Genomic DNA, 17,952 nt, shown 5'->3' on the forward strand with positions numbered 1-17,952 from the left:
AAACACTGGCCTTAACTCAGGCGACGGCGCGGGTCGTTGCGGCTTGAGACAGGCCTGCCTGTTGCACTTGCGAACGCTCCTGTATCAGTTCAGCCAATATCGATACCGCAATTTCAGCCGGGGTACGGCTGCCAATACGTAGCCCGACCGGCCCATGCAGACGGTTGACTTCCTGCTCGCTCAGATCAAAACTGCGCAGGCGCTGCTTACGCTTCTCCTGGTTCTTCACGGCACCTAAGGCCCCTATGTAAAACGCATTGGATTTAAGCGCTTCCAGCAAAGCCATGTCATCCAGTTTCGGGTCATGCGTGACGGCGACAATCGCGGTATGCGGGTCTGGCACAATCTCCAGCACCACATCATCTGGCATACCAGGCAACCAGTCGGCGCCTTCCACATGCCATTCGGCGCGCATTTCTTCGCGCGGATCGCAGATCATGACATAAAAATCCAGTGCCTGTGCCATGGCAGCTAATACCGAGCCTAGCTGGTTGGCGCCAATAATCAGCAAGCGCCATTGCGGGCCAAAATAGCTGTGGAACCATTCACTCTCCAAGCGTGGCTGGCCTTCGGGCAACACATATGCGTGCCGGACTTCACCGCTTGGCAAATGCACCGAGCGTTTCAGCAAGCGCCGTTGCGCCAGGCTTTCCAGCATAGGCACTAATTGCGATTCATGAGTAAGCGGCTCGCTAAAAATTTTGATCTGGCCGCCGCACGGAATCCCGAAACGCTGCGCTTCTGCCTGATTGACGCCATATTCCATAATCGAAGCTTGTTCAGGCAATTGCTGATGTTTGGCTTTATCGGCCAGGTCATCTTCGATACAACCACCGGAGACCGACCCCACCAGATGCCCATCTTCCCGCACCACCAGAATAGCCCCCGGCAGCCGCGGCGCTGAGCCCCAGGTCTGGATAACAGTAAACAAATGCGCGCGATAACCTTGTTGCAGCCAGTCGCTGGCGCGCTGCAGGACTTCCTGATCAGAAGATTGCATGCGCGTTAAGCCAGCTGGTCACCGATAGGCAAGCGGCGTATGCGCTTGCCGGTGGCCGCGAACACGGCATTGGCTACCGCAGGCGCCAGAGGAGGCACACCCGGTTCACCGACACCGCCCATTTTCTCGTTGCTTTGCACGATGTGCACTTCTACTTTAGGCATGTCTTTCATGCGCAGCACCTGGTAATCATGGAAATTGGATTGCACTACCTGGCCATCTTTAAAACTGATCTCGCTGGTGAGCGCTGCGCCTAGCGCATAGGCCACTGAAGATTCCATTTGTGCCTGCACACCATCCGGATTCACCGCCAGGCCGCAATCAATGGCGACCACCACGCGATGGACTTTGACTTCGCCTTCTTTGACGGACACTTCTGCAACTTGTGCGACATAACTGCCAAAAGATTCATGCACGGCAATGCCGCGGAACACGCCGGCTGGCAATGGCTTGCTCCAACTGGCCTTATCCGCCGCCAGGTTAAGTGCCGCCAGATGACGCGGATGCTCTTTGAGTAACTGGCGCCTGTAGGCCAGCGGATCCTGCTTGGCGGCATGCGCCAGTTCATCGATCAGGCTTTCCATGACAAAGCCGGAATGGCTATGCCCGACCGAGCGCCACCACAACACCGGAATATCACTCTGTACCGAATGCAGGTGCACCTGGTGATTTGCCGTGCCTTTCACATAAGGTGAGTCAGCAACGCCTTCTACCGAAGTCGCATCAATGCCATCCTTGATCATGACACCCTCGAACGGCGTGCCTTTGATAATAGACTGGCCGACCAGGGTGTGCTGCCATGCCAGCGGCTTGCCCTGTTTATCCAGCGCGATACTGGCACGGTGCACAAACATCGGACGGTAAAAACCACCCTTCACATCATCCTCGCGGCTCCACACGGTTTTCACGGGCAGGCCCGCTGCTTTGGCGACTTCCACCGCCTCGGAAACAAAATCTGCACGCGGGTTGGCGCGACGGCCAAAACCACCGCCTAAGAACTGGGTATGGATTTTCACCTGCTCGGGTTTCAGTCCCAGGATTTTGGCCGCAGCCGCCTGGTCGGTCGTTTGCATCTGGGTACCTGTCCAGATGTCGCAAACATTGCCGGAAATCTTAACCGCGCAATTGAGTGGCTCCATAGGCGCATGCGACAGGAAAGGCAGCACATACTCTGCGCTCACCGTTTGCGTAGCCTGTTTGCTGCCACTGGCAATATCGCCTGCCTTGGCCGCCTGTACGCCTGGCTTCTGGGCGAGTGCCTGATACTGTTTGAGTAACTGGGCAGTGTCCGGCCGTTCATGTGCCGCTTCGTCCCAGACCAGTTTCAGCGCTTCGCGCCCCTGTTTGGCAGCCCAGTAGTTTTCGGCAATTACCGCAGCACCCGTAGGCACCCTGACGACTTTAATCACACCCGGAATCTTGCGCGTGGCACTGTCATCATACGATTTAAGCTGGGTGCCAAACACCGGCGCACGTGCCACCATGGCGATTTTCAGGCCATCAAACTGTACATCCTGGCCAAACTTGGCGGTACCGTTGATTTTGTCGGCACTATCCAGACGTTTGGTCGGCTTGCCAATAAACTTCCATTGTTCCGGCTTTTTCAGGGTGACATTTTTCGGTGTTTCCAGCGTGCTGGCAGTGTCCACCAGTTGACCATAACTCAGTTTTTTTGTGCCATTGATCACATAACCATTTTCGGCACGCAACCCTTCAACTGGTACGTTCCACTCTTTGGCAGCAGCTTGTAACAGCAAGGCACGAGTCAATGCCCCCGCCTGGCGGTAACGCTCAAATTCAGACCAGGTGGTAGAAGAACCGCCTGTGATCTGGATGCCATACGCGGTATGAATATAAGAAGGCGCTGCCGGTGCATGCTCAACCTTGATCTTGCTCCAGTCAGCATCGAGTTCATCGGCAATCAGCATGGGCAAAGTGGTCCATATGCCCTGCCCCATTTCACTATGGGCCAGCATCACGGTAATACTGTCGTCCTTGCCTATACGCAAAAACGCATTCGGGGCTGGCAAGGTCAGCGCCTCGGCGGCATTGGCAATGCCCATGAAACGCTTGGCCTGCGGGATGCTGAATGCCACCACCAGGCCCCCTGCAACTAGGGCAGTACTTTTGATAAAACTGCGACGGGAAAGATTCATCACTTCATTCATCATATCTCTCCTTAAGCCAGTTTTTCGGCAGCCTGGTGTATGGCTACACGTATGCGCTGATAAGTGCCGCAACGGCAGATATTGCCACTCATGGCGGCATCGATATCCGCATCACTGGGCTTGGGGTTTTGCCTGAGTAAAGAAGTGGCCGACATGATCTGGCCAGACTGGCAGTAACCGCACTGCACCACATCAATCTGCTGCCAGGCGGCCTGCACTGCCTGGCCGACTTTGTCATCCTGCATGGCTTCAATAGTGGTGATTTTTTTACCGGCAGCGGCACTCACTGGCGTCACACAGGAACGGATAGCCTGCCCATCCAGGTGCACAGTACACGCCCCACACATCGCCATGCCACAGCCAAATTTGGTACCGGTCAGGCCGGCGATATCACGAATCGCCCATAAAATGGGCATGTCATCACTGACATTCAGTTCTGTTTCTTTGCCATTGATATTGAGTTTCATGGGTAAGGGTTCCTTTGTGGCGGACGTTCAGGTCATGTGTGCGAAACCCGGCGAATGGAGTCTCATCTTTATGAAACCATCCTAACATACATGGTTGTATGTATGAATAGATTTGGCCAGTCAAATCAGAAAATTTATTGCTACTAAGGCATGTTATTGCCTTGCAAAGTGGAGGGAGTTTCTGGGCTTTCTGTAACAGGAACTGGTAAAACGGACTACCCTATCTCCATCTGCTGATCGCTGAATACGATGACGCTTAAGTGACAGATGATCATCTGCCATATAGCCTGTCGCTGGATTGTTGATACAAACAAATCGATAGTATAATTTTTCCAATTGGGGATTTCGCAGTTTCCCCGTATCAAGACGACTTCGTCCAAGGACTGCTCTGAATCTTGGGACACCCCACGAATTGAGCGCTTATGGATACGACAAATAACAACACCCTCTCCCCTCCTGCCCAGGTTTTTTTCAAACAGGCTTTGCTGTACTGGCTAAAATTGGGTTTGATCAGTTTTGGCGGCCCCGCCGGTCAGATTGCCATCATGCATCACGACCTGGTCGAGAAAAAGCGCTGGATCTCTGAAAAACGATTCCTGCATGCGCTGAATTACTGCATGTTGTTACCAGGGCCTGAGGCGCAACAACTGGCGACTTATATCGGCTGGCTGATGCACAGGACCTGGGGCGGCATCTTTGCAGGCGTATTGTTTGTACTACCTGCGTTTTTTATTCTGACCGGGCTCGCCTGGGTCTATATGGCTTACGGTACAGTGCCTGCGGTTGCCGGTGTTTTTTACGGCATCAAGCCCGCAGTGGTGGCGATTGTATTATTCGCCGCCTACCGCATTGGTGTCAGAACGCTCAATAATAAAATGCTCTGGTCGATTGCCGCATTGGCATTTATCGCCATTTTCTTGCTCAAGCTGCCTTTCCCCCTCATTGTGCTGGTTGCCGGTGTGATCGGGCATATTGGTGGACGGCTGGCTCCGCAAGTGTTCGTGACAGGTACACATGCTGCGGCTGATCAATACTATGGCAAGGCATTAATAGACGACGACACCCCGCCACCAGAACACGCACTATTCAGCTGGAAAAAGCTCTGGCGGATTGCTTTGACCGGCCTGGGCATATGGCTTGCAGCGATGCTGGTTTTAATTGGTACATATGGATGGAGCGCAACCTACAGCCAAATGGGCTGGTTCTTTACCAAGGCGGCGCTGATGACATTTGGCGGCGCTTACGCGGTATTGCCCTATGTCTTCCAGGCGGCTGTAGAGCATTACCAATGGCTAAGCGCGACGCAAATGATAGACGGCCTGGCATTGGGTGAAACCACGCCAGGCCCTTTGATCATGGTGGTCACTTTTGTCGGGTTTGTCGGTGGCTGGATCACACACAGCCTGGGTGTCGATGCCGTGCTTGCTTCTGCATTTGTAGCGGCATCTATCGTGACGTTTTTTACCTTCTTGCCCAGCTTTGTCTTTATTTTTATGGGTGCCCCATTTATTGAAACAACGCACGGCAATGTGAAGTTTACTGCACCTTTGAGTGCGATCACTGCCGCCATTGTGGGCGTGATTGTTAACCTGGCGTTATTTTTTGCCTACCATGTATTCTGGCAGCAAACGTCGGGAGAAATAGACTGGTTTGCCGCAGGCCTGGCAGCGCTAGCGGCACTGGCATTGTTCCGCTTCAGGCTCAATGTGATTACCGTGATTCTGGCCAGTGGCGGCCTGGGGATGCTGTTCAAGTTAATCGTAACAACGGGTTAAGGCATCAAGAGATGGCGCTTTTCAGGGCTGGTTATCTTGCCTAGAGCCAGCCTGCTTTTACCGCCAGTGTGTAAAGCCCCATTCCGGCCAGCATGCTGGCGACAAATATCCACACTGCACTGCCGCCTATGAGAACTGAAGCCACCGCCGGACCGGGACAAAAACCGGCCAAGCCCCAGCCGATGCCAAACAGCACCGCACCGATGACAAGCGGTCGATCTATACGCGTATTTTCCGGCAAATCAATAGACAAGCCCAGCACGCTCCAGCTGCGATGTTTGGCCTCGCGAAAGGCAAAAAAGCCAATGGCGATCGCACCTACCATGACAAAGGCCAGTGAAGGATCCCAGTCGCCAGTGATATCCAGAAACGCCAGTACTTTGGCCGGATTCGTCATGCCGCCTATGATCAGGCCCAGGCCAAAAATCAGCCCCGCCAGCAATGCAATCAAGTTCACCATGTTGTGCTTCCTCAATTAGACTTTTTAGGCATTCAGTAAGTGGCGCGTGACCCAGACCACGATCACTGCCACCAGCATAAACGTGAGCGTAGCCACCAGTGAGCGCAGCGACAACCGCGATAAGCCGCAAACGCCGTGTCCACTAGTACAACCGGAGCCAAGGCGGGTGCCAAACCCGACCAGCAGACCTGCGACAATCAGCACTGGCAAACCGGCTTCAATCCGCATCACCGGCAGCGGCGTGAATAACTGGTAAAGCAAGGGTGAAACCAGCAAGCCGATGACAAAAGCCAGCCGCCATGCTTTATCACTGGCATTGCCCGACCATAGCTGTCCGACAATGCTACTGATGCCTGCTATCTTACCGAGCCAGCGGATTAACAACAGAGTAGAAAAACCGATCAGCAAGCCACCAATCAGGGATTGCCAGGGTGTAAAGTTGGTCATAGCGACTGCCCTTGGTTAATATTTTGATATGCCAGTGCTACCGGAAATCAATCTTCTTCGTCTGTGGTATCCAGATTGGGGCGCGGCACATTCTGATTGCATTCAAAGCCCACTTTTTCCATGGCAATGCGGAATTCGCAACTGACCAAATGGCCCTCCAGGTGACCATTGATTTTGGTGGTCTCCTGTTTGCAAAACGCACAACGGTAACGATGCGCCTGGCCCTCGAAATGCTCTTGCGGATAGTCGATATAAAAAAGCTTTTTCATCACTGTCCCCTAACCTTACTTAATGGTCACTCTATCCTACGCCGGGTTTTAGTTACAGACAACACACAAAAAATTGTTTTTGTCACGCGTATTCATGCATTCCAGCTAGCGCCCTTATTTTAATCACTCCTGAATTACCTTATGCAATCAATACCTTACAGCATCCACCCACAGGCCATCCCAAATGTTATCCACAAAAAATGTGGATTCACGCCATGCATCAACCGCGGGTGTGCAAAGCAGCGATCTCCTGGATATCCAGGTCGCGCTCCATCATATGGAGCAGCTCGTCATGAATCTGGCCGGAGCGGTGCAGCCTGAGCAGTTCTTCGCGCCCGGCCGCCACGGCCGCCAGTACCACATCAAAATGCGCTTTGCGGATATCGTCAGGCAATGCATGGGCATCTTTCAGGGTATGCGACAAATTGGCACGGTAGCCATATTGCTCCAGCAAGCGTGGGTGGATCACCTCTCCCGCTTCATCATGCGCCAGCTGTTTGACGACCTCGAACTGCACGGCTTCCAGTTTGGCCCAGGTTTGCGGCTCGTTGAGATAGACTTGCTCATGCGCGACATGCTTGATCTTAAGCACGCGAATCAGCCAGCCTATTGTTGTGCCCTGCACCAGAACGGTCACTAGAATCACGGCAAACGCGCTGAGCAGCATCAGGTCGCGCCCCGGCACCTGCGCTGGCACCGCTAGTGCCGCCGCCAGCGTCACCACACCGCGCATGCCGGCCCAGCTTTTCACAAAAGATTCGCGCCAGTTGGTCTGCAAATGTGTCTTTTGCGGATGATGTTTAAACAGCTTGGCAATGGCATCTACCGCGAATATCCAGATAAACCGCGAAACAATCACCGCGACCAGCACCAGTAGCACCTCGATACTGTAAGCGCCCCATGACTTTTCAGCATGTTCGATACGTTCCCATACGCCACGCAGTGACAACCCGATCAGGATAAACACCAGCGATTCCAGTATGAATATCATGATTTCCCAGAATGCACTGCCGCGCCTGCGGGCAGTGGCGGTCATGATCTCATGCTGGAACCAGCCCAGTATCATGCCGTAAGTCACAGTGGCAATCACACCGGACACACCCAGGTGTTCGCCGACCACATAACAGATCCAGCCCGGCAATGCGGAGGCCAGGATCACCAGTGCGGTATCCTGCAAATAGCCCAGTACTTTGTACACCAGGTAACCAAAAGCCGCGCCCAGCAATACGCCTCCTACACTCAAGAGTACGAAATCGCCCAGGGCCGATTGCATGGAAAACACCCCGGTCAGCGCCACTGCAATCGAAAACTTGTACAGCACCAGGCCGGTGGCATCATTGAGCAGGCTCTCGCCTTCCAGCAATACCATCAATTTGCGCGGCAACGCCACCCTCTGCAATACGGCCTTGGCAGCAATGGCATCCGGGGGTGACACAATCGCCCCCAGTGCGAAACATACCGCCCATGGCAAGCCGGGATTCAGGGCATGCAGGGAAAGACCCACCACCAGCGTCGTAAACAGCACTGCGCCTATGGCAAGTAACAGGATGCCAGTCAGGTGGCGGCGGAACTCATGCCAGACTGTGAAATAGGCGCCATCCATGAGCAAGGGCGGTAAAAATACGACAAGCACCAATGCAGGGTCGATTTCGAATGAAGGTAAGCCGGGTAAAAAAGCGATCATCGCCCCACCGACCAGTTGCGCTACCGCGGGAGGCAAGCGGAGTTTTTTGGCGACTAGTTCGAGGCCGATAATGGCGACTAGAAACAGGAGAATCAGGTTGAAATAGAATTCGTTGGTCATAAGGATTTTTCAATATTGAACAGCTGTCGCTACAACGGCAAAGTATAGATATTACCTTTAATCCTGGGATTTTACGTTGCTGCTTAATCGTTCGTATTAGTGAAGGATGTAACAGCGGTTTCGTGTGCTTGAAATATGGCTGGCTTATGTGAGAAACAGATACTTTTTTACCGATCGTCATTCCGGCCTAGGCCGGAATCCAGGCACAGTGCATATTTAGCTTAGCAAAAAAAAAGCTGCACTTCCTGGAGGTTTTAATCGGTATTTCTTTGGATTAATTAACCATTCCTTTTCGCCCCTCGGCGAGTGACTTTTCTTTGCTTGCCCAAAGAATAAGTAACCAAAAGAAAGGGCACCCTAGCTTCCGCTTTTATCCTGCGTTGCTCGTCAACGTGGGCGTCCAACGAAACTCGCCCTAGCGGCTTGCAAAGAGCGCAAGCCACCGCGGAACTCGAACAGACGCTGGCCGACCCCTCCCACGCTGACTGCGCTACTCGGCGCGTCAGATAGGGGCCCGTTGCAAACCATCACGATGTAGCGTTGGTGGGACGCAATGGACAGACCGCGCTAAGTAACCTTTTTAGTTTCTAAGACTAAACCCAACCACTAATAAAGTTTTGTCTTTTGCTTTTGGCTTTGTTTTATTTCAATCATAGAGCGGGAATAATTCTGGCCAGTCTCACGCAACCAAAAGCGTGTGCTTTTCACGGGCCCCTATCTGACGCGCCGAGTAGCGCAGTCAAAACAAGGTGAAGGGAGCGTTTGTTTGAGTCCCGCAGCAGCTCACGATGTGTGTGAGCTGCCAGGTCGAGTTTCGCAACCGCTTGTTTTGATGAGCAACGCAGGGAACAAGCGGAAGCTAGGGTGCCCTTTACTTTGGTGACTTTGCTTTGGGCAAGCAAAGGAAAGACACTCGCCTAGAGGCGAAATCAAATGCTGAATCATTCAAATAAATACCGATTAAAACCTACAGGAAGTTTAATGCCTGCCCACTTGGAGTGACCAAGCTAAACTTTAACCCTGCCTGGATTCTGGCCTTTGCCAGAATGACGAATTACCAAGAACAACCATCCGGTATGGCAAGAGTCACCAAAGCTGGTTACACTTAAACCAATCCTGCACATGGTGACAACTGCCGTTCGTCCCATCTCGCAAAAACCAAACAGGCAGCTAATAAAAACATCCGCCAGCCTGCAAAAAAGTAAGAGGATATTCATGAGCGCATTAAAGATTGTATTGTTAGGCATACTGTTGCTGTCGAATATTGCTGGTGCTGAACCTGCCTCTCCAACTGGAGCCGTCACTGTACAATTTTTCTCGCCGCAAGGCGAAGTCAAGGCAGTCCGCCAGGTAAGCGCCCGTTTTTCTGAAGCCATGGTGGCGTTTGGCGACCCCAGGCTGGAATCTCCTTTTGATATCAGCTGTCCCGCTGCTGGTAACGGGCATTGGGCGGATGGCCGTAACTGGCTTTATGATTTTGACAGTGACCTGCCCGCCGGACTCAAATGTACCTTCACGCCTAAACCTACCCTCAAAAGCCTGAATGGCGTGGCGATTGAGCGACGCGCATTCAGCTTTACCACTGGAGGTCCGGCCATACAGGTTTCCCACCCTTATGAGGGCAATGAGGCTATCGATGAGGAGCAGGTGTTCCTGCTGGGGCTGGATGCGCCGGCCAATATCGATTCAGTGAAAAAATACGCTGCTTGCAGTATCAAGGGCGTGGGTGACCGTATTCCTTTGAAAATTATCGAAGGTAGTCAGCGCGAAAAGATCCTGGCCGAGCAAGCTGGCCGGGCCAGCAATTTCTTCCTGGTGCTGACCAAAAAAGCAAGACAAGGCATCCTTGAAGTCAAAGATAACCGCCTTAAAAACACCAATGTTGTCGTTGCGAAATGTGACCGTAAATTACCGGCAGGTAGCCAGGTTACTTTGTGGTGGGAAAAAGGCATTGCCTCCACTTCAGGCATCGCCACTTCGCAAAACCAGTCTTTGCAATTCGGCGTGCGGGAGGCATTCAAGGTGAGTGTGAGTTGCACACGCACCAACCCGAAAGCGGGCTGTGTACCGGTGCTGCCGATCACGGTACAGTTTACCGCACCAGTCGCGCGTGACCTGGCCAGCAAGTTATTGCTGAAAACTGCCGATGGCAAGCAGATAGCGCCGGTGATCGCCAAAAGTGATACCGGCAACACGGTAGAGTCGGTGTCTTTCCGTGGGCCATTCACAGAAAAAAGCGTGGTCAGCCTGTCATTACCCTCCGGCTTTGAGGATGACGCGGATCGTTCACCAGTCAACCTGGCGTCCTTCCCGCTGAAACTGAATATCGATGAAGACCCGCCGCTGATCAAGTTCCCTTCCCGTTTTGGGATTCTCGAACAACATGCCCAGCCTGCACTGCCCGTCAGTGTGCGCAATGTAGAGGCGACGCTGACTGGTGTACAACTGCAGTCAGGCACCTCAACGACCAGTAACGGTGTGGTTGGCAGGCTGGCACTGGACGATGATGCTGCGCTGGCGGAATGGTTTTTCCGGGTGACACGGCATCCAAATGATAACAAGCTGGACAGACAGTTCGAGAAACAGCATGATCGTTATCCCCGCGAAGGTGAAATCCCGTTGCTGATGGATAAGTCGGAGAATAGTGGGTTTAAAACCAGTCCCTTACAACTGCCGCGTGCCCATGGCGACAAGACGTTTGAGCTGATAGGCGTACCGCTGAAAAAACCCGGCTTTTACGTGGTGGAATTCGCCAGCGACCGTCTCGGTGCCACCTTGCATGGCGAGCATAAACCCTATTATGTCTCCTCCAGCGCGCTGGTCACCAATATGGCGGTACACCTGAAACAGGGCCGTGAATCTTCCCTGGTATGGGTGACGCGGCTGGATAACGCGCAACCGGTCAGCAATGCGGCCGTGCGGGTCTCCACTTGCGAAGGCCGCACGCTATGGGAAGGCAAAACCGATAGCAAAGGCATGGCGCATATTGAAGAAGAGCTCTCTGACGGTTATTACAACCATTGTTACGGATTACTGGCGACAGCACGCAAGGATGACGACATGTCGTTTGTGTTTTCGTCCTGGGATGATGGCATCAGCCCCTGGCAATTCAATCTGGGTGGCGGCTCAACCGGCACACCGCTGATCGCACATACGGTCTTTGACCGTCCGCTTTTCCGTGCAGGCGAAAAAGTCTCTATGAAGCATTTTATCCGCGTGCGTACCGGCAAGGGTTTTAACCTGTCGGAACAGCAGCCGGATTCAATCAGCATAGTGCATGAAGGCAGTGGCGAGAAATACGATGTCGATGTGGCATGGTCCAACGCGGCTGGTGTGTCTAGCTGGGAGATTCCGAAAGAAGCCAAACTCGGTACTTATTCGGTGTCTATGATGGCCGGCCAGCATATGCTCTCTTCGGGGTCTTTCCGTGTGGAGCAATACCGGGTGCCGCTGATGAAAGCAGTATTGAAAGCTCCGGTGCAGCCATTGGTGAATGGCAACCAGTTAGCTATTGATGCACAACTCAATTACCTGGCTGGCGGCGCAGCCGCTGGCGCACCGGTGAAATTCCGCAGCCGTCTGGTGCGCTACCCGCTGCAATACAGCCAGTTTGAAGATTTCAGTTTTGGCGGCCGCATTCCCAAAGAAGGCATTGAGGCGGTACAACCTTATTCTTACGATCCGGAAATGGAAGAAGGCGCTGAAAATGAAGCCAGTGATACTTCCGCCAGCGCCAAAAACTATCCGGCCAAAACAGTGAATATGTCGCTGGATGGCAATGGCGGTGCCAGAGTGAAGTTTGACAAGCTACCCAAGGTGCAGGAATCGCATGCGCTTGAAGTCGAAATGGAATACACCGACCCGAACGGGCAGATTTTGAATGCCGCCACACAGGCGATGATCCTGCCTTCAGCGTTGTCACTGGGCATGAAAATAGAAGGATTTTTTGCCACCAAAGAACGTCTGGCATTCAAGGTATTGGCAGTGGATGCGGCGGGTAAACCGTGGGCAGACCGTAAAGTAAATATTGAAGCCTATACGCGGAAAACCTACGCCTATCGCAAACGTATGCTGGGCGGGTTTTATGCCTATGAGCAAACCGCAGAAGTGAAAAAAGCAGGCAATGTTTGCAGCGGCACTACCGATAAGCGCGGCATGCTGATCTGCGATGGCGCGGCACCTGAATCCGGGGAAATCATACTGGTAGCCACGGCGCAGGATAAGCAGGGCAATATTGCCATCGCCAGCAATGAAGTGTATGTCGCTGACGATAACGCCTGGTTTGATGCCTCACAAAGCGACCGCATCGATTTGCTGGCAGATAAACGTGCCTATGAACCAGGAGAGACTGCACGCTTTGAAGTGCGTATGCCCTTCCGCAAAGCCACCGCCCTGGTGACAGTCGAACGTGAAGGCATACTGGACTCTTTCGTGGTACCAGTCAGCGCCAGCTCGCCTTTTATCAAGGTGCCGATTGCCAGCAACTATGGACCGAACGCTTACGTTTCGGTCATGGTAGTGCGTGGCCGTATAGACCCTGAAGTCTCAGGCCAGTTTTCATGGCTGAAACGCATGGTGTATCGCGTCGGTATCTTCTTCGGCCTGGTCAAGAAAATGCCGGTAGAAATAGATACGCGGCCAACGGCATTGGTCGATTTAACCAAGCCGGCCTTCAAGCTCGGCATGACGCAAATTCGCGTCGGCTGGCAGGCATACAGCCTCAAAGTCAACGTAGAACCTGACCGCCAGGCTTACCATGTGCGCGATAAAGCACGCGTCAAACTGACGGTGACCGACCCGGCCGGCAAACCTGCCGCTAATGCTGAAGTGGCACTGGCAGCGGTGGATGAAGGCCTGCTGCAACTGGCGAAACCGCAATCCTGGAATCTGCTGGAAGCGATGATGGAGCGGCGGCCGATCGAAGTGCGCACTTCCACCGCGCAATCGCAGGTGATAGGCAAACGCCACTTTGGCAAAAAAGCCGTCGCGCCTGGTGGTGGCGGTGGCCAGGGCGCCAATGCTCGCGAGCTGTTTGATACCCTGCTGTTGTGGAAACCCAGCCTGAAACTGGATGCCCGTGGTCAGGCCATGGTAGATGTGCCATTGAATGATTCGCTGACTTCCTTCCGCATTGCGGCCATTGCCCATGCCGGCGCCATGCGTTTCGGTACGACATCGACGCTGATCCGTAGCGGGCAGGAAGTGATGCTGTTCTCCGGCTTGCCGCCATTTGTACGTGAGGGTGACCATTTCAATGCCATGGTCACGGTGCGTAATGGCGCTGAACGACCCTTGACGCTAGATGTTTCTTTGGCGGATGACGTCAGCAAAACACCTAAAATACAGCGCATCACCTTGAAACCGGGGCTGGGAGTCACCTTGTCTTTCCCGGCAACCGCGCCCTTGAATGTAGACAAACTTAACTGGGCTATCAGCGCCAAAGAAGTCGTTTCTGGCAGCCAGCAAAAACCTGCGCAGGACAACTTGAAAATTGCACAGCAGGTGGGTGCCGCTTATCCGGTAAGGGTTTACCAGCAGACCTTGCAGCAATTAAATCCAGGCCAGCAGAATGCAGAAACGCAACCCGATGCACCGTGGACATTCTCAGTACAGCAACCGGCCGGAGCGATTGCCGGGCGTGGCGGTGTGGATATCCAGCTGACGCGCTCACTGGCAGGTAACCAGGATGCGCTACGCGAATGGATGCGCAGCTACCCTTATGTGTGCCTGGAACAGCGCGCATCGGTGGCTGTCACGCTGGAAAATGAAGATGGCTGGAACAGGGTGATGAACAGCCTGCCAGCGCACCTGGATCAGGACGGCCTGGCCAGGTACTTCGCCATCGACTGGTTGCAGGGCGATGACACGCTGACCAGTTACCTGCTGCGTATCGCCGATGAAGCGCAGTACACGATTCCTGAAGGGCCGCGCGAGCGCATGCTGAAAGGCCTGGAAGACTTTGTTGCCGGGCGCATACACCGCTATGGCAGCCTGCAATCAGCTGACCTGACATTGCGCAAACTGGCAGCGATTGATGCCCTGGCAAGGTATGAACGGGCGCGCCCGGCCATGCTGGATTCGCTGGAAATCAGCCCTAATCTGTGGCCCAGTTCAGGGGTATTAGATTGGGTATCGGTGTTACAACACTTGCCGGAGATTGCCGGGCATGATGACAAGCTGAAACAGGCCCGCCAGATCCTGCAATCACGATTGATGTTCTCCGGCACCACCATGAATTTCTCTACCGAGAAACAGGACTACCTGTGGTGGCTGATGGTGTCGCCTGACCTGAATGCAGTGCGGGCATTGCGCCTGCTGGCGGAAGACCCGGATATGGAAGCAGCGGACATAGGCCGTCTCGCCCGCGGCGCGCTTGCGCGCCAGGTGAATGGACACTGGAGCACTACCGTCGCCAATGCCTGGGGCGCGACTGCACTGCGTTATTTCCAGACCCATTTTGAGAAAACACCGGTGGCAGGCACCACCCAGGTCAAGTTGGGCGAGCAGTCGCAACCCCTCAACTGGGCCGATGCCAAAACAGCTGCGCAACAGGATCCACGCCATATTGACCCGTCCAAAGGCACGCCCATGGGCGCTGGTTTAGCGACGCACTTTGCATGGCCTAAGACCGCTACACCGTTGTCTATCCAGCATTTGGGCGCTGGCAAACCCTGGGCATTCGTCACCTCCAAAGCCGCTTTGCCGCTGGATAAGCCGCTGTTCGCCGGCTACAAACTCAAGCGCACTGTGACGGCCATAGAGCAGAAAACCAGCGGTCAATGGCAGCGCGGTGATACTTACCGTGTGCAACTGGAGATCGATGCGCAAAGTGATATGACCTGGGTAGTGGTGAATGACCCGGTGCCCGCAGGCGCGACGATTTTAGGCAGCGGCCTGGGTGGCGATTCCAGCCAGTTATCAGCGGGTGAGAAGAAAGCAGGCTGGCAACGTCCTGCATTTGAAGAACGTGCGTTTGACGGTTTCCGTGCCTATTACGCCTATGTGCCCAAAGGAAAATTCAGTATTGAATATACCGTGCGCCTGAACAATGCCGGCCGCTTCGCCATGCCAGGCAGTCGCGTGGAAGCGATGTATGCACCGGAAATATTTGCTGAAATCCCTGTCGCGGCGATAGAAGTTAAAACGGAGACCCACGCCAGGTGACGCGCAAGCAAACCGTGCTGGCAGCGATGACCCTGTTAGTCATCGCTGCCAGTGGCTGGGTATACTTCACACCTGCGCCTACGTTTGAGCAAGCCAAAGCCGCCACCCGCAGTTCAGAAGCCATCCTGCTGGACCGCAACGGCCAGGTGCTGCAACGCCTGCGTCTGGATAAACAGCGCCGAATGCTGGAATGGATACCGTTAAAAGACATTTCACCCACCTTGCAGCAAGCAGTGCTGGTGGCGGAAGATAAACGGTTTTACAGCCACTCAGGCGTGGACTTACTGGCGGCAGGTTCTGCATTGATAGATAACCTGCACCGCTCGCGCGCCAGGGGCGCCAGTACCATCACCATGCAACTGGCTAAATTGCTCACAGAGCCCGCCGATAGCACCGGACAAAATGACTGGTCTGCAAAATTCAGGCAGATACGCATGGCGTTGGCGCTTGAACTGCACTGGAGCAAACCGCAAATACTTGAAGCCTACCTTAACCGCGTCACCTTCCGCGGCGAGCTGGTCGGCATTGATGCTGCCGCCAGAGGCTTGCTGGCAAAAGGCCCGAACGGGTTGGATAGCATTGATGCCGCCATTCTGGCATCGCTGATCAAATCACCCGGCGCTGCCCGTAGCCGCTTGGCAAAACGTGCGTGCGCGACATTGCAGGCTATGCCAGCCAGTGTGAGTATTTCCGCAAAAAAACAAACTTGCATGGAGGTCACTTTGCGCACCGCGCTGTTGCCCTCCCGCCCATTCCCCATCCCGGGCATCGACGACGCGCCGCATCTTGCGCGACACTTACTGAATAAAAACGGCGAACGCATACACAGCAGCGTCGATGCCAGCTTGCAGCGCTTTGCGCGTAATACCTTGCGCACGCATCTGGCGCAACTGACAGACCAGAATGTGGAAGACGGCGCCGTAGTCGTGCTTGATAACCAAAGTGGCGAAGTACTGGCTTATGTCGGCTCCAGCGGCGACTTGTCCGGCGCAGCAGAGGTCGATGGCGTAGCTGCCTTGCGCCAGCCCGGCTCTACCCTGAAACCATTTTTATATGCGCTGGCCATTGATCAAGGCTGGCTCAATGCCAGCTCTGTTCTGGATGACTCACCGCTGGCACTGACCACACCTTCCGGCCTGTATATCCCGCAGGACTACGACAGGCACTTTCAGGGCGCCGTCAGTGTGCGCACCGCATTGGGTGCGTCACTCAATGTGCCTGCCATCCGTACGCTCACGCTGGTAGGTGTAGACCCGTTTCTTGAAACCTTGAGAGGCCTAGGCTTAAACAGCCTGACGCGCGATGCAGACCATTATGGCTTTGGCCTGGCACTGGGTGGCGCAGAAACCACCCTGCTGCAACTGACCAATGCCTATCGCGCATTGGCTAATGGCGGCCAATGGCAGGCCGTTACCTTTGCTATTGCTGCAAAACCCAAAACGGCTACAACAGATAAAAAACAGGTTTTCAGCCCGCAAGCCAGCTTTATTATTGGCGATATCCTCTCCGACTCCGGCGCACGCACCATCACATTTGGCCTTTCCAGCCCGCTCTCCACCCGCACCTGGGCGGCAGTGAAAACCGGCACCAGCAAGGCCATGCGTGATAACTGGGCGATTGGTTATACAGACCGCAACACAGTAGGTGTATGGGTAGGAAATTTTTCCGGGGCACCGATGTGGGATGTGTCAGGCATCACCGGCGCCGCGCCGGTCTGGCGCGACATCATTGAATATTTGCATCAATCCCGGCACAGCCAGCAACCCGCCGCGCCTGAGGGCCTGCTGCATCAGCAAGTGCGCTATGAACCGGCCATAGAATCGCCGAGAACAGACTGGGTCATGCAACATAACCAGGCAACGCAGGCACTTACCAATCAAACCATCGTGATCAATGTCACCCCGGCATCAGCCCTGCTGATTGCGCCGCCGGACTCTGCCATTATTGCGCCGGATCCTGATATCCCGCAGCAACGGCAGGCACTATTGATACAATCAGGAGGCAGCGGCAAATCCTGCCTGTTCCTGGATAATCGCCCAGTGGCTGCATGCGGAATAACTAAAGCGCTGGTGAAAATGCCATTACCGGGCAAGCACAAGCTAACCTTGACCGATACTAGCAGCAAGTTGCTGGATACCCATAATTTTGAAGTAAGGGCGCTGAATTTGCCAATCCAGGCTAATGGTAAGGCTAATTAGATATGTCTTTGGCAGTCCAAGCATTTTTTTTCGCCCCTAGGCGACCCTCTTTCTTATGCTTGTCCATAAGAAAGAAGGCAAAGAACAGGACACCCTAGCTTCCGCTTGTTCCCTGCGTTGCTCGTCAACGTGGGCGTCCAACGAAACTCGCCCTGACAAGCCACACACTTCGTGGCTTGTTGCGGAACTCGAACAGACGC

General features: G+C 54.1%; 10 protein-coding genes. 3 read left to right on the plus strand and 7 right to left on the minus strand.

Annotated features, from left to right (window positions below; genetic code table 11):
* Positions 1–16: 16 nt before the first annotated feature.
* Genes ACFQ2T_RS07920 through ACFQ2T_RS07930 form a run of 3 tightly spaced genes read right to left on the minus strand, consistent with a single transcriptional unit; the run spans position 17 to position 3,635 of the window.
* Positions 17–1,000, minus strand: a complete 984-nt coding sequence (locus ACFQ2T_RS07920) for an XdhC family protein (RefSeq protein ID WP_379032790.1) — start codon at positions 998–1,000, stop codon at positions 17–19.
* Positions 1,001–1,005: 5 nt separating this feature from the next.
* Positions 1,006–3,168: a xanthine dehydrogenase family protein molybdopterin-binding subunit gene (locus ACFQ2T_RS07925; protein WP_379033934.1), complete on the minus strand. Its 2,163-nt coding sequence runs from the start codon at positions 3,166–3,168 to the stop codon at positions 1,006–1,008.
* An 11-nt stretch (positions 3,169–3,179) separates the two neighbouring features.
* Positions 3,180–3,635, minus strand: coding sequence for a (2Fe-2S)-binding protein (locus tag ACFQ2T_RS07930; RefSeq protein WP_379032793.1), 456 nt, complete (start codon positions 3,633–3,635; stop codon positions 3,180–3,182).
* A gap of 422 nt (positions 3,636–4,057) precedes the next feature.
* Between ACFQ2T_RS07930 and chrA the strand changes: the two genes are divergently transcribed.
* Positions 4,058–5,410 (plus strand): chromate efflux transporter, encoded by a 1,353-nt coding sequence (gene chrA / locus ACFQ2T_RS07935; RefSeq protein WP_379032796.1) that lies wholly within the window; start codon positions 4,058–4,060, stop codon positions 5,408–5,410.
* 40 nt (positions 5,411–5,450) lie between these two features.
* Here chrA and ACFQ2T_RS07940 read toward each other — a convergent pair whose 3' ends face one another.
* From ACFQ2T_RS07940 to ACFQ2T_RS07955, 4 genes are all read right to left on the minus strand, one after another.
* Entirely contained in the window at positions 5,451–5,870 is a 420-nt protein-coding gene (locus ACFQ2T_RS07940; protein ID WP_379032798.1) for a DUF6691 family protein, read from the minus strand.
* 24 nt (positions 5,871–5,894) lie between these two features.
* Complete coding sequence (locus ACFQ2T_RS07945; RefSeq protein ID WP_379032801.1) at positions 5,895–6,317, minus strand: YeeE/YedE family protein; 423 nt, start codon at positions 6,315–6,317, stop codon at positions 5,895–5,897.
* 47 nt (positions 6,318–6,364) lie between these two features.
* Positions 6,365–6,586, minus strand: a complete 222-nt coding sequence (locus ACFQ2T_RS07950) for a hypothetical protein (RefSeq protein ID WP_379032804.1) — start codon at positions 6,584–6,586, stop codon at positions 6,365–6,367.
* Positions 6,587–6,806: 220 nt separating this feature from the next.
* Positions 6,807–8,390, minus strand: coding sequence for a Na+/H+ antiporter (locus ACFQ2T_RS07955; RefSeq protein ID WP_379032807.1), 1,584 nt, complete (start codon positions 8,388–8,390; stop codon positions 6,807–6,809).
* A gap of 1,215 nt (positions 8,391–9,605) precedes the next feature.
* Here ACFQ2T_RS07955 and ACFQ2T_RS07960 point away from each other — a divergent pair.
* Both ACFQ2T_RS07960 and pbpC read left to right on the plus strand, forming a co-directional pair.
* A complete protein-coding gene (locus tag ACFQ2T_RS07960) occupies positions 9,606–15,554 on the plus strand; it encodes an alpha-2-macroglobulin family protein (protein WP_379032810.1) in 5,949 nt (1,982 codons plus the stop codon).
* Positions 15,551–17,752 (plus strand): penicillin-binding protein 1C, encoded by a 2,202-nt coding sequence (gene pbpC / locus ACFQ2T_RS07965; RefSeq protein WP_379032813.1) that lies wholly within the window; start codon positions 15,551–15,553, stop codon positions 17,750–17,752. The genes ACFQ2T_RS07960 and pbpC overlap by 4 nt, the downstream gene beginning before the upstream one ends.
* Positions 17,753–17,952 lie beyond the last annotated feature (200 nt).

The sequence above is a fragment of the Methylophilus flavus genome, from assembly GCF_042678905.1.
Classification (GTDB): Bacteria; Pseudomonadota; Gammaproteobacteria; order Burkholderiales; family Methylophilaceae; genus Methylophilus; species Methylophilus flavus.

Excerpts from the sequence above, each read along its gene's own strand:
- ACFQ2T_RS07920 (WP_379032790.1), bottom strand. The coding sequence starts at position 1,000 with ATGCAATCTTCTGATCAGGAAGTCCTGCAGCGCGCCAGCGACTGGCTG.
- ACFQ2T_RS07925 (WP_379033934.1), bottom strand. The coding sequence starts at position 3,168 with ATGAATGAAGTGATGAATCTTTCCCGTCGCAGTTTTATCAAAAGTACT.
- ACFQ2T_RS07930 (WP_379032793.1), bottom strand. The coding sequence starts at position 3,635 with ATGAAACTCAATATCAATGGCAAAGAAACAGAACTGAATGTCAGTGAT.
- chrA (WP_379032796.1), top strand. The coding sequence starts at position 4,058 with ATGGATACGACAAATAACAACACCCTCTCCCCTCCTGCCCAGGTTTTT.
- ACFQ2T_RS07940 (WP_379032798.1), bottom strand. The coding sequence starts at position 5,870 with ATGGTGAACTTGATTGCATTGCTGGCGGGGCTGATTTTTGGCCTGGGC.
- ACFQ2T_RS07945 (WP_379032801.1), bottom strand. The coding sequence starts at position 6,317 with ATGACCAACTTTACACCCTGGCAATCCCTGATTGGTGGCTTGCTGATC.
- ACFQ2T_RS07950 (WP_379032804.1), bottom strand. The coding sequence starts at position 6,586 with ATGAAAAAGCTTTTTTATATCGACTATCCGCAAGAGCATTTCGAGGGC.
- ACFQ2T_RS07955 (WP_379032807.1), bottom strand. The coding sequence starts at position 8,390 with ATGACCAACGAATTCTATTTCAACCTGATTCTCCTGTTTCTAGTCGCC.
- ACFQ2T_RS07960 (WP_379032810.1), top strand. The coding sequence starts at position 9,606 with ATGAGCGCATTAAAGATTGTATTGTTAGGCATACTGTTGCTGTCGAAT.